Here is a 12,271-nt window from a genome sequence, read left to right as displayed (position 1 = left end):
TTCGATCAACAACTGTCTCGGCCGACGCGATAAATGATGATGGGTTGGGGGGAAAGTGGGTGGGAAAGAGAGGATTATCGCTACGCGAACGGCTCCAAAATCACGACTGATTTCGGCAGTCTATCGTTCATCAGTTGTATCTACAAAGCGATCCATCGGGCATCGTCACGGTCTCATGACAATCGATGTTGTGACGTTCCATCAACCTCGCTGTTCACGGACGGCGCATGATGACGACGTACTCAGAAGCCATCATCTCGCCGGTTCGTCCGGCGACGTTCTCGGGGGCGTTCTCCCAAGGAAGTGTTTTCGTCGGGATTTTGCGCGGAATGACGTGCTCTCGTTCGAAGCCGAGATGTTCACACAGCTCGGTAGCGATGAGGTGGGTCGGGATCGGGACCCGACTCATCGTCCGGTTGGCCAGCACCCACACCACAGGCTGGCCGGGTTTGAGTATCCGCCGTACCTGTTCGATCACGGCGTAAAAATCACTGAAGAACGATAGCGCGTCGGTCGCTCGTCCATCCCGTTTCCGGAGTGCTTCGAGCGTACGCTTCAGTGAGGGTGAGTACTGTTCAAGCGCATCAATCGGTTCTTGTCCGTATGCGCCCCCGAGTCCGGTTTTGTCGACGGCCCTCATCTCCTCGTACCCACGCCGATCCGCGATGATAGCGGGATCCTGTGAGAACTGTCCATACGCCACTGTCGTCGAGTGATCGCCGTACGGTGGCGAGGTGATGACGATGTCTGCGCTGTTATCCTCGACCGCCCGCGCGACACGTGCATCCGCGTAGTGAACGGTCGTAGTCGTGGTGTGATCGACGCGTCGACTGTACGATCGCATCCGCTCAGCGTTCTCCCGGAGTAGTTCCACAAAGAGGGCGTACACGTCCGGATCGTGATCGGCGCGGTCTTCGCGGGGAATGCGATAGCGCTTGTACTCGCCGTTGCGCTGGTAGCTCACCCGCCTGACCGTCACCGAAAGCGCGACCCGCAGAAACCGGGTCACGTCCTCGGCCACCTCAGGAGTCGTCGTTTCACTCAGCTCGTCTCGAAGTTCGTCAATCCGGTTACGTATGGCGACCAACTCGTACAGTTGCGGCTCGGGAAACCACCCCTCTCGCACCGCCGATGGATTCAGCTCACAGTCGCCGGCCGCCCACGCCGATCGCACCCGTCGTAATTCCTCTTCGAGTCCGTCGGTCAGCCACGAACACGCAGTTTCTAGTGGCTCCGGATCGATCGGTCGGGATTTGGCCAGCGTCAACAGACACGCCAACGGATTGATATCGTTGGCTTCAGCGTGTAAACCAGCCAGCCGCCCTTCCACCGCCGTCGTTCCCGACCCTGAGAACGGATCGTACACCGTATCCCCCTCTCGAATCACATTCTCGCGTTTGAAATGAGCGAGCACAGTCGCCGGGATCTGGGGAATCATCCGTGCCGGATACGAATGCATCCCATGGGTCAATCGCCGCGTGTTAGCCCCTGAGAACGTCCAATCGATATCCGTTATGCTGCTATCACCGAGCGGCGAACGGTCTGCGTTCCAGGAACGGTCTGTCATTCCATACCAGTTGGTTCTGTGTCACACTCCAGCACAGTAGTGTTTGTGTTTGCCATCTAGCGCGCCGTGTCAAACGGAAAGCTACTTGGCACGCGAGAGTTACTCGCTAACTGAGTAACTCATGAGCATCATCGTCACGGGCGGTGACGGATACATCGGATGGCCAACGGGGCTTCGCATTGCGCGTCGAACGGACGAGCGGGTCGTACTCGTCGATAATTTCGGCCGCCGCGAGTGGGTACAGTCGGTCGGATCGAAGAGCGCAGCTCCCATCAGCGACATGGACGACCGCCTTGATGGAGCGCGGACCGTCCACGACGTTCGCAATCTCTCGTTCGTCGAAGGAGACCTCACGGATCGGGCGTTCGTCGAGCGGTTGCTCACGACCCATGAACCGAGTGTCATCGTCCACACAGCAGCTCAACCCTCTGCACCGTACTCACAGATCAACGGTGAGCGGGCGAACTACACCCAGCACAACAATTTGCAAGCCACGCGGAACCTGGTGTGGGGACTCCACGAGCAGGACATGACTGACACCCATTTCATCGAGACCACTACGACCGGCGTCTACGGCGCGCCCGACTTCCCCATCCCCGAGGGTGGAGCGGTGATGGAACACGAGGGACGGCGTGATTCGGTGCCGTTCCCGGCAATGGCAGGGAGCTGGTACCATCTGACGAAGTGTCACGACGCAGCCAATCTGCGGCTCGCGCACAAACAGTTCGGGCTGCCGATCAGCGACGTTCGAACGGCGATCACCTACGGCACTGAAACCGAGGAGACGCGGGCCGACGACAGGCTGAACACTCGGTTCGACTTCGACTATTACTTCGGGGTGGTTGCCCATCGGTTCTGTGCACAGGCGGTTGCGGGCTATCCGCTTACGGTGTATGGGAAAGGCGAGCAGCGCAAACCGTTCGTCAGCCTCGAAGACGCGGTTGAGGGGCTGGCTCAACTCGCGCTCACCGATCACACCGAACGGCCCGACGAGCACGTCGTGTACAATCAGACGACACGTCCGATCAGCATCGTCGAAATCGCCAACACGATCGCCGATGTGGCTGGCGAGTTCGACCTCGATGTCGACGTGACCCACGTCGAAAACCCCCGAGAGGAGGACGAGGAACACGCCATGGAGATCGACAACGACCGGTATATGGAACTCATCGGCGAGCAACGTCAAGACTTCGAGAGCGGCGTGCGCGACATTTTGGGAACGCTCACCGAACACCGGAAGACGATCGTTTCCCACGAGGACCGCTTCCTCCCCGACGTGCTCGAATAATGAACGTCCTCGTCACGGGTGGCTGTGGGTATATCGGCAGCGTGCTGGTCGGGTTGTTGGACCGAGACGACCGGATCGACCGCGTCGTCGTGTTGGACGATCTGTCGACGGGATCGCCGCGAACACTCATGTCCTCGCTCACCAGATCGATCGACTTCGTCCGTGGTGATGTACGTGATGCCGAAACGGTCGCACGCGCGATGGATGACTGCGATGTCGTGATCCATCTCGCAGCGATCACTGGCGCAGAGAGCACCCACGATCGGCGCGAGGAGACGGAGTCGATCAACCGCGACGGAACCGAGACTGTCCTCAAGACCGCAGGACAGCTCGGCGTCGATAACGTCGTGCTTGCTTCCTCGTGTAACGTCTACGGTCGAGCAACCGGAACGGAGCTTGACGAAACGGCCGATCCCGAGCCGATCAATCCTTACGCGGAGTCGAAACTCGAGGCCGAGCAGTTGCTTTCGAGCCTCGGAGACCGGTTTGGGTTCGATCGAACGGCGCTCCGAATGGCGACGAACCACGGTGCTGCGCCGGGGGTTCGGTTCAATCTCGTCGTCAACCGGTTCGTCTTCCAAGCACTGACGGACCGGGCGCTGACCGTGTACGGCGACGGCTCGAACTGGCGACCGTTCATCCACGTTCGTGATGCCGCTCGTGCGTACGCCCACGCTGCGCTCCACCCCGACGAGTGGACCCACACCGTCTACAACGTCGGAAGCGACACTGAAAACCACCGTATCCGGGACGTGGCAGCGCTCATCGATGAGGAGGTCGGAGCGGTGGACGTAGCCTACCGTGCGGACGAACACCCAGGTCCCTCCTATCACGTCAGTTTCGATCGGTTAGCCGAAACGAACTTTACTACTGAGTGGACGCTTCGAGAAGGCGTTCGAGATCTCACCCAGCGATTTACCGACATTCAGGCTCCACCCCTGTTACAGTAACATGACAACGACAACCCCACACATCGCCGTTACAGGCGCGGCAGGCTACACTGGCAGTTGTGTCGTCAAACGACTACAGGAAGTACATCCCGACTGGCAGATCACCGCTCTCGATAACTTTCACAGCGGAATGATCCGCCAGATCGATGCTGTTGATGTTCAACACGTCGATATCCGTCACCGATCGGAGCTTGCAGACGCGTTGGATGGTGCCGACGTGGTGCTCCATCTTGCGGCCCTCAGCGGTGTCGAGGATTGTGATGAGAATCCCGATCTCGCCTATGAGGTGAACGTCCAAGGAACGAACAACGTCGCGTGGTGGTGTCACACCACGGGGGGAGCGCTCGTGTTCCCGTTCAGTATGGCCGTGGTCGGCGATCCGACGACGTTTCCGATCACCACCGACGCACCTCGGACTCCACTGAACTGGTACGGCCGATCGAAGATCCTCGGTGAACGAGCCATCGAGACGTTCGCTGATGGGTCGTTCCCGGCACACCTGTTGATGATCTCAAACGTGTACGGTGCACACGAGATCGACGATACTACCGTTTCGAAACCGGTCGTGCTCAATTTCTTCGTCAATCGTGCACTGGCAGGTGAACCCCTCACGGTGTACGAACCCGGGACACAAGTCCGAAATTACGTCCACGTCCTCGACATCGCTCAGCTGTACGTCCTGTGTGCTGAACGACTTCTCACACAGTTGAACGACAGCGAAACGGGCGTCAAACGGTACGCGATCGGCAGCGAAGAAACGCCGAGCGTGATGGAAATTGCCCAGTCGGTCAAGCAGATCGCCCGCGAAGAGCGAAATCTCGATCCCGACATCGAACTGGTCGAAAACCCCCGAAGCGGCGAGACGCTTACCGATACGTTCACCGTCGACACCACCAACGTACGCGAACAATTGGGTTGGCAAGCCGAACGAACCGTCGAAGACGCCATCCGTACCGCACTCCGAGAATAACGCTGTCGAACACGAGCAACGACCTTCTTGCTGCATATTATTCTAAGATAGACTATAATATATGAAATGAATCCGTAACGTATATTACCATATCTCCTTATGTGGTAAGCATCGCAGCGAGCTGTCGAGTGAGTCGGAAACGACCATGTAATTGATATGTCGGAAAATACGAAATCGAACACGACGCGGCGGGCACTCATTCAGAGCACCATGGTCACACTCGTCGGTGTGACGGCCGGTTGTCTCGGTCAGTCCGATGAGGATGGAGATCCACCGGAATCGACGGAGGTAGCGACCCCGCTCACGAGAAGCGATCCGGACCATCCACCGCTAACCAACGCTACGCCACGACGATCGACGCCGGGGTCGCCGACGGCAGTAGAAACGGATGTGCCATCCCCGACACCTCGAGAGACGACGCGACCGACCCCCTCCCCAAGCCCGTCTCCGACGGAGACGCCACCCCGAACGTCACGGACCCCACAACGAACGACGACTCGACGCACGACCACACAGACGACATCCCACGCCCGAGAGCATCCGTATCTCTCGGTTGGATCGGGCACAACGAAGTTCGGGCTGGATCGCAGTCGATATCCGGTGATGGGCTCCGATCGCGCACCGGTCGAAATCCTCTACTGGAGTGATTACCTTTGTGAGTTTTGCAGTCAGTTCGCAACCTCGATCCACCCCCAGCTCATCAGCAAGGAGGTACGGCGCGGTCATACACGGTTCGTGTTCCTCGAACTACCGAATATCGGACAGAATTCGTGGCCAGCAGCGATGCTCTCGAAAGCGGTGTGGGAGACGGTTGCGGACACCGATCCCGCCCAGTTCTGGCAGTGGCATCAAACCGTATTCGAACGCCAACGAAAAGCCGGGAGTGGGTGGGCCGATGGCCAGAACCTTCTCGAAATAGCCACGGAGGTCGGTATCGACGCCAGTGCAGTCGAAACGGTTCATGACACCTACAGCGATGCGTTCGCTTCGGATATCGACGCAGCGGTCGACGCAGCCGATCAGGCGTCGGTTCCCGGGACGCCTGCATTTTATGTTTACAACCCGGATTCCGACCGATCGAAAACTATCATCGGAACACAGCCGCTCTCGGTGTATCGATCTGCGATTCGGAAAGTGAAATAACTCCCTTCGAGCGACGAACGTATGTCGATCGCAATGTCAGAGACCGTATGCGGCAGTTCATCATCATCGGTCACGAGGTGCCGACGACGCCCGATTTTTCGCTTGCAGACACGGCGGGTGGAGCGGGACGGTTGGACGTACTCTGTCGGTGTGTCACGGGGGCGTTTTTCCTCTCGCATTCGATTCGTTCGGACGTTCGGTGCCGGGTGGTCCTTTCCGATTCGTACACGATCCGGTTCGAGGGAAGCGAACTCCGAGGGCTCCATCCGGACGAACGGAGCACTGCTGCACGCATCAGAGCCACTCTCGAACAACGTGATCATGCGATCGGACAGATGGAAACGAACCCTTCTCCCGGCGTGTATCTCTCCCGGGTCGGTGTCGAGACTACGCTCACGAACGCCGCTGAGGAGGGAACCGTGATTCAACTCCATGAGGATGGCCAGCCCGTCGGGACGTCCGATCTCCCATCCGATCCGGTGTTCGTTCTCTCCGATCACCGTGATTTCACCGAAACCGAAACGAAGCTCCTTTCGGAGGTGGCAACCCAGCGCGTGCGTCTCGGTCCCCGACGACTGCATGCCGACCAGGCGATCACCGTCGCCCACCATTGTCTCGATACGAACGGGTACACGCAGTTTTGACCGACATCGATCGAACCCGGAAGCGTTAACACTACAGTACTCCCAGTATGGAATGCGGGCCGGTGGGGTAGCTTGGTATCCTTCGGCCTTCGGGTGGCCGTAACCGCAGTTCGAATCTGCGCCGGCCCATATTCTCCTCACCGTTGCTTTCACAGATTTTTCTCCAAGCGTGTCGCTCTCCCTGCTCGTTCGATGCACGATAGACGGCTCCATCGAGACAGAATTAGATACGAGACGAACGCCTACCTACGCCGGCTGATACTCGATCGTACCAGTCCACTCGCCGTACAGATCGTCGGTCTGTTTGTCGATATCGAGCATGAGGATATGGATCTCGAGCGTGCCAGCACCGAACTGTTGGAGCCCTCCCTGATCGATCGGCACCTTGAACGAACCTTGCTTTCTGAACGGTACGAGATCCGTCCGGGCGACGAGTGTCCCGTTGATTTCGACGGCAAAATACGGATCGCCGTCCACTTCGGGTTCGGGATCCACGTCCTTCAGCCACGTATTGGCACCGACCTGTAGATCGAAATTGCTGTACCCCCCGCCGGACGCCTCCTCTTTGTTGATGATGTCGACATCGTTGATGCGACCGTCACGTTTGTCCTCCGTCGGCTTGTGGGGCGTTTCCGGCGGTGTCCACGAGTCGCCCGGTGTCCGCTCGGCAGCATCTCCTTTCGAAGTCGACTCCGAGCCGTCCGTCGACTGCGATACGACTGTCGCTTCCGTCGTTGTCGGCTCCGAGACGGCGGGTGGCTCCGGCGTGGATTGCGGTCCCATGTCCGTCGAGGGATCCGAGTTCGATTCCGATTCTGGTGCTGTGGCGTTGATGTTCTCCAGAATACTGCCACATCCGGAAACCCCTCCGAAAAGAGCGACGGAGGTGGTACCGAGAAGCTTCCGCCGCGTTAGGATTCTATCTGTCATGTATTGTAGTTCGGGATGTTTTCTCTACCGACGATCTCGATGGATAGCATATCCATCTTGAACGTTCTACACGCCCGGACAATAGAGGTGGTGTCTTAGTACTGTCGTTTCAATAATTGTGGTGTAGAATAGATCCAATATAGAATAATATAACTTATACTTTCGCAGGTAATAAAGGCGAGCGCCCATTTCCTTATTTATTTTAGGCGTTTAGTTACTAAATAATCTCTCCGTATTATTCCATTGGTGTTGGAGTGGATTCAACCAGTATCGATGAGGCGGCGCTCGTTCATCAAGGCGTTCGGCGTGGCAGGGGGACTGGTCGGTCTCGGGAGTGAGAGCACGGGCGCTCGTTCCGATGATCGACGCACCCAGTTGATGGCAGGGACGGAACAAGAAACGACGCTGTCGATCAACGACTCTAGTAGCGACGGACTGACGACGCTCGTCGTCGGCGGGATGCACGGCAATGAGCCGGCGGGATATCTCGCTGGTGATGACATTCAGGACTGGACTCCGGACACAGGTGCTCTCCTCGTGCTTCCGCGGGCAAACGCCGTGGCCGTTCAGAACGGAGCGAGGGAAGCGAACGGAGATCTGAATCGGCAGTTTCCCCTCACTGAGAGCCCCACCACGGAGCTGGCGCGGGAGATCTGGAACGTGGTGACGGAATTTCAACCGGATCTCGTCATCGACATGCACGAGTCGGTGGGTCGGTACATCGATGGTTGGCTCGGGCAGTCGGTCGGTTACTCCCCGCTCCGGAACGGCTGCTGTGCTGCTCAGCTGTCTATTGATGCCGTCAACGAATCGATCGACGCTTCCGTCAATCACTTTCACCCGCGCTTTCTTCCCCGTCCGTCCGAGGATCCGACGGGTGTGTTCGTCCAGCGAACTGCCTTCGAGTTGGGGATCCCGACGTACATCATCGAGACCTACAAGGATCTCGACCTCTCCGCACGGATTCGGTGGCAGAAGGCACACGTTAAGCGTCTCATTGATGCTCTGACAGCGGTAGCGGCTAGTGATCCAACTCACGTACTCGCCGTCGATGGCGAGGGGTCGCGCGTGGCGTACACCATCGCTGTCGACGGGACAATCACAGCGACCGATACGACCGACGCTCACGATGCGGTCGGAGACAGCCGCGTGAACAGCCTCGTGCACGGCGGTGTCGATTACTATCATTTCACCGGTCAGATCACCACTTTTGACGTTACTCACGGTGATTCGGACGACATCACGGTGTACGTCGACGGAGTGAAGCGGACCCACGACGAGCTGACGCCACAGGAGAGCAGCCAGCTCCGACTCCGGTCGACTGGCGATCCCGTCGAGTACCAACTCGGCGTTACCGAGTCGTTCACCGCGACACAGTCGATGGACAGCGAGGAATGGGTGTTCGAAGACCGCGCCTACGGCGTCGTAGACGGCGATCCCGACGTGTATGAGTACAAACGCGCTGTGGATCACTTCAACGTTACCAGCGGTGATTCCGATGATCTCACTGTGACCGTCGACGGCCACCCGGTCACAGCGGATGTACTCGATGTGACGCCGACACACGACCTCCTGATTCGGGGCGCTACAGCACGCTACCGGTTTGCGGTGAGTGGCACCGTCTCTGGCGTTGGCTCCCAGTCCCACGATAGACGCTCTGAGTCCACCGCTTCGGGACGGATTGGCGATTCGTCCGATCACTATCGGTTCACCGGAGCGATCATCTCGTTCGATCTCATTCGAGGCGACGAGGACGATCTCGAACTTCTGGTCGATGGGAACGAGCGGACGATCGCGGCGTTGAATCCGTCCGATATCCACGAACTCCGTGTTTCCGGAACTGGATCTCGAACGCCGTACGCCTTCGAGGTGTCCGGTATCGTGTATCCGACGGCCACGGCAACCGGTGAAGATCACGTGGGTGTCGACCGAGTTTCGGGAGCGGTCGCTGCTGGCCACGACGACTATCTGTTTCGAGGCGATGTGACCGCCTTTCGACTCCCAAGCGGATCATTCGAGGCGATCGACGTGTTTCTTGACGGCCGACGGGTGTCGCTCACGCAGCTGAACCCTCGGACGTAGGGCGTGACCGTACGCACACCGACAGCGCAACCGGCTTGTACGTCCACGGGAAGTGGTGGGTATGGGCGATCGGAGTGCCGCTGTCACCCGGGAAACAACGGAAACCGCGATCGAACTCACGCTCGCTATCGACGGCGATGGCGAGGCAACCATCGACACTGGTATCGGGTTTTTCGATCACATGCTCGAATCGTTTGCCAAACACGGGCTGTTCGATCTAACCGTCCGTTGTGAAGGTGATCTCGCAGTCGATGACCACCACACGGTTGAGGACGTCGCCATCGCGCTTGGAGACGCGTTCGAACAGGCGCTCGGGGACAAACGTGGGATCGTTCGCTTCGCGGATCGGCGCGTGCCGCTCGACGAAGCCATCGGCAGCATCGTACTCGACGTGAGTGGTCGCCCGTGGTTCGAGTTCGAAGGAACGTTTTCCCAACAACAGGTGGGGGAGATGACGAGCCGGATGGCAGCTCATTTCGCCCGATCGCTCGCAATGAACGGCGGGCTGACACTGCACGCGAGCGTCGAGGGTGAGAACGCCCACCACGAGATCGAGGCGTTGTTCAAATGTCTCGGCCGAGCGCTCGACGACGCCACCCGAATCGACGAACGCCGGTCGGACACGCCGAGCACGAAAGGGGAACTGTAACATGTTCGATGAGATCATGAAGAAGTTCGAGAACAGTCCAAGCCAACAGGCAGTCGTTCGGCTGTTGCTCGAACGGGGATTTTCGGTGAACGACGACGGCCGTGTCGTCTCGGGAGGGATCGAGATTCCGAACACGGGGATCGCCCGCGAGATCGATGTGGACCGGCGCGTCGTCGACGCCACGACCGACGAACTCCTCAAAGACGAGGAGCTGCGACGGATTTTCCAGAACATCTCTGCCATCGCGTCGTTGAAGGATCTGGCTCCCGTGCTCGATCTGACCGTCCTGACCGTGTACGTCGATGACGCCAGCGAATCCGGGATCATCATCGACGTGACCGACCGCATCGCTGCACGCGACATCACGATCCGGCAGCTTTTCACCACAGATCCAGAGTTCGCGGACACGCCCTCGCTCACGATCATCACCGACGTGGAGCTGCCCGGTGATCTCATCAACGATATCCGGGCGTTGTCGTTCGTTCACCGCATCGAGATCGAATAGCGCGACTGCGTCCCTTCCCGTTCTGGTTAAGTTCATCGCACCGCTGGGTAGTGTTATGGAGACGGTTTCACTCGGCCAGACAGGAACGACGGTGAGCTCGCTCTCGTTTGGGACGTGGCGGTTCGGCCGCGAGACCGACGCTGGCATGGTTGAAGTCGACCGTGAGCGTGCCCACGAACTGCTCGATCTGTACGTCGAGCACGGCGGGAACTTCATCGACACCGCCGACATGTACGGTGATGGGAAAAGCGAGCAGTGGATCGGTGATTGGCTCGAACAGTACGACCGAGAGCGGTTCGTCATCGCCTCGAAGGTGTATTGGCCGACGCGTGAGGACGATCCCAACGGGCAGGGACTCGGTCGGAAGCACCTCCGTCGGCAGATCGATCGGATTCTCGACCGGCTCGGAACCGACTACCTCGATGTTCTGTACACGCACCGATTCGATGAGCAGACACCTCCGGAGGAGTTCATGCGCACGCTGAACGGGTTCGTTCGGGACGGGAAAGTGAACTATCTCGGTACGTCCACGTTCGAACCCAAAGCGTGGCGGGTTGTCGAGGCCAACGAGATCGCGGACAAACGCGGCTACGAGCCGTTCACGATCGCCCAACCCCGTTACAACCTCATCAACCGCGAGATCGAACCGTCGTATCTCGACATGTGTGAGCGCTACGGCATCGAATGCTGTCCGTGGAGTCCGCTGGCCGGTGGCTTTCTCACCGGCAAATACCGGCGTGGTGACCGCGTCCCTGAACAAACACGCGGCGCCCAGTCCGACCAGTTCGCCGATCGGTATCTCACCGACGAGAACTTCGAGGCGCTTGATGTCGTCAGCGAGGTGGCCGACGAACTCGATGCAACACCAGCACAGGTCTCGCTCGCGTGGCTACTCGACCATCCCCGGGTCTGTGCGCCCATCGTCGGCGCACGAACGACCGAGCAGCTCACCGAAAACCTCGGTGCCGCCGAGCTGTCGCTGTCCCAAGACCAGTTCGATCGGCTGGCGGAGGCGAAAGAAACGCCGTCGCTGGTGTGACCACTGCGCAGCGACGGTCACCGATCAGGGTTTACGGCCCGAGGATCGATCGGAACGTTCGGTATGCCTCTCCGTCGACGTCGAGCAAGCGTTTTCGGACGAAATGCCCTTTGGCACAGCGTTTGATCTCGACACTACCATCTTCCTCTTTGCTGATCCGGGTGTTCACTGCCGCCTCACACCACGGCTTAATGCACGTCTCCCGAGCCACCGGCTCGTCGTTCTGGTCACGACCGATACTTTTCTCTACGTCCGTGTCGTTAGGATCCATTGGTGTTAACTCCTCGTTAGCTGCGTTGGGTGAACACCGCCGTTCGGGTGTTTCCAGCACCCGGACACTTTTCGTGTGTCGAGCGGCGTTCGTGCTTCTCATCGGAATGCGTGAGTAAAAAGCTATCGAACAGGAAAAGAATCTGTCAATACTACTGATCGATCAGTTCTTGTGAGTACACGGTAGGGGATTTCTCGGCTGGGATGCGTTCGATGGTGAGGAGGTGATGATTC

12 protein-coding genes and 1 tRNA gene are annotated in these 12,271 nt (G+C 58.7%); 10 read left to right on the top strand and 3 right to left on the bottom strand.

Annotated elements, in window-relative coordinates:
* Positions 1-214: 214 nt before the first annotated feature.
* Complete coding sequence (locus tag MW046_RS06565) at positions 215-1,567, bottom strand: TRM11 family methyltransferase (protein WP_247992339.1); 1,353 nt, start codon at positions 1,565-1,567, stop codon at positions 215-217.
* Positions 1,568-1,688: 121 nt separating this feature from the next.
* Here MW046_RS06565 and MW046_RS06560 point away from each other — a divergent pair, with 121 nt between their 5' ends.
* The 6 genes from MW046_RS06560 to MW046_RS06535 all read left to right on the top strand — a co-directional run bounded on the left by MW046_RS06560 (position 1,689) and on the right by MW046_RS06535 (position 6,691).
* Positions 1,689-2,855, top strand: coding sequence for an NAD-dependent epimerase/dehydratase family protein (locus MW046_RS06560; protein WP_247992338.1), 1,167 nt, complete (start codon positions 1,689-1,691; stop codon positions 2,853-2,855).
* The gene (locus MW046_RS06555) at positions 2,855-3,805 is read left to right on the top strand and encodes an NAD-dependent epimerase/dehydratase family protein (RefSeq protein ID WP_247992337.1); all 951 of its coding nucleotides are present in this window, start codon (positions 2,855-2,857) and stop codon (positions 3,803-3,805) included. The genes MW046_RS06560 and MW046_RS06555 overlap by 1 nt, the downstream gene beginning before the upstream one ends.
* Before the next feature lies 1 nt (position 3,806).
* The gene (locus MW046_RS06550) at positions 3,807-4,775 is read left to right on the top strand and encodes an NAD-dependent epimerase/dehydratase family protein (protein WP_247992336.1); all 969 of its coding nucleotides are present in this window, start codon (positions 3,807-3,809) and stop codon (positions 4,773-4,775) included.
* A gap of 156 nt (positions 4,776-4,931) precedes the next feature.
* The gene (locus MW046_RS06545; protein WP_247992335.1) at positions 4,932-5,918 is read left to right on the top strand and encodes a DsbA family protein; all 987 of its coding nucleotides are present in this window, start codon (positions 4,932-4,934) and stop codon (positions 5,916-5,918) included.
* Positions 5,919-5,965: 47 nt separating this feature from the next.
* Entirely contained in the window at positions 5,966-6,562 is a 597-nt protein-coding gene (gene trmY / locus MW046_RS06540) for a tRNA (pseudouridine(54)-N(1))-methyltransferase TrmY (RefSeq protein WP_247992334.1), read from the top strand.
* Positions 6,563-6,618: 56 nt separating this feature from the next.
* Positions 6,619-6,691 (top strand) — tRNA-Pro (locus MW046_RS06535).
* A gap of 117 nt (positions 6,692-6,808) precedes the next feature.
* Here the strand turns inward: MW046_RS06535 and MW046_RS06530 are convergent.
* Positions 6,809-7,492: a hypothetical protein gene (locus tag MW046_RS06530; protein ID WP_247992333.1), complete on the bottom strand. Its 684-nt coding sequence runs from the start codon at positions 7,490-7,492 to the stop codon at positions 6,809-6,811.
* Between the two features lie 273 nt (positions 7,493-7,765).
* On the opposite strand from MW046_RS06530, the gene MW046_RS06525 reads away from it, so the two are divergent.
* From MW046_RS06525 to MW046_RS06510, 4 genes are all read left to right on the top strand, one after another.
* Entirely contained in the window at positions 7,766-9,574 is a 1,809-nt protein-coding gene (locus MW046_RS06525) for a M14 family metallopeptidase (protein WP_247992332.1), read from the top strand.
* A 61-nt stretch (positions 9,575-9,635) separates the two neighbouring features.
* Positions 9,636-10,223, top strand: a complete 588-nt coding sequence (gene hisB, locus MW046_RS06520; protein ID WP_247992331.1) for an imidazoleglycerol-phosphate dehydratase HisB — start codon at positions 9,636-9,638, stop codon at positions 10,221-10,223.
* Between the two features lies 1 nt (position 10,224).
* Positions 10,225-10,728, top strand: a complete 504-nt coding sequence (gene trpY, locus MW046_RS06515) for a TrpY family transcription regulator (protein WP_247992330.1) — start codon at positions 10,225-10,227, stop codon at positions 10,726-10,728.
* Between the two features lie 55 nt (positions 10,729-10,783).
* Positions 10,784-11,767: an aldo/keto reductase gene (locus MW046_RS06510; protein ID WP_247992329.1), complete on the top strand. Its 984-nt coding sequence runs from the start codon at positions 10,784-10,786 to the stop codon at positions 11,765-11,767.
* Between the two features lie 31 nt (positions 11,768-11,798).
* Here MW046_RS06510 and MW046_RS06505 read toward each other — a convergent pair whose 3' ends face one another.
* Entirely contained in the window at positions 11,799-12,038 is a 240-nt protein-coding gene (locus MW046_RS06505; RefSeq protein ID WP_247992328.1) for a hypothetical protein, read from the bottom strand.
* Positions 12,039-12,271 lie beyond the last annotated feature (233 nt).

The sequence above is a fragment of the Halocatena salina genome (genome assembly GCF_023115355.1).
Lineage (GTDB): Archaea > Halobacteriota > Halobacteria > Halobacteriales > Haloarculaceae > Halocatena > Halocatena salina.
Note: the sequence above shows the minus strand (reverse complement) of the source record. Positions and strands in the feature narration are given on the sequence as shown.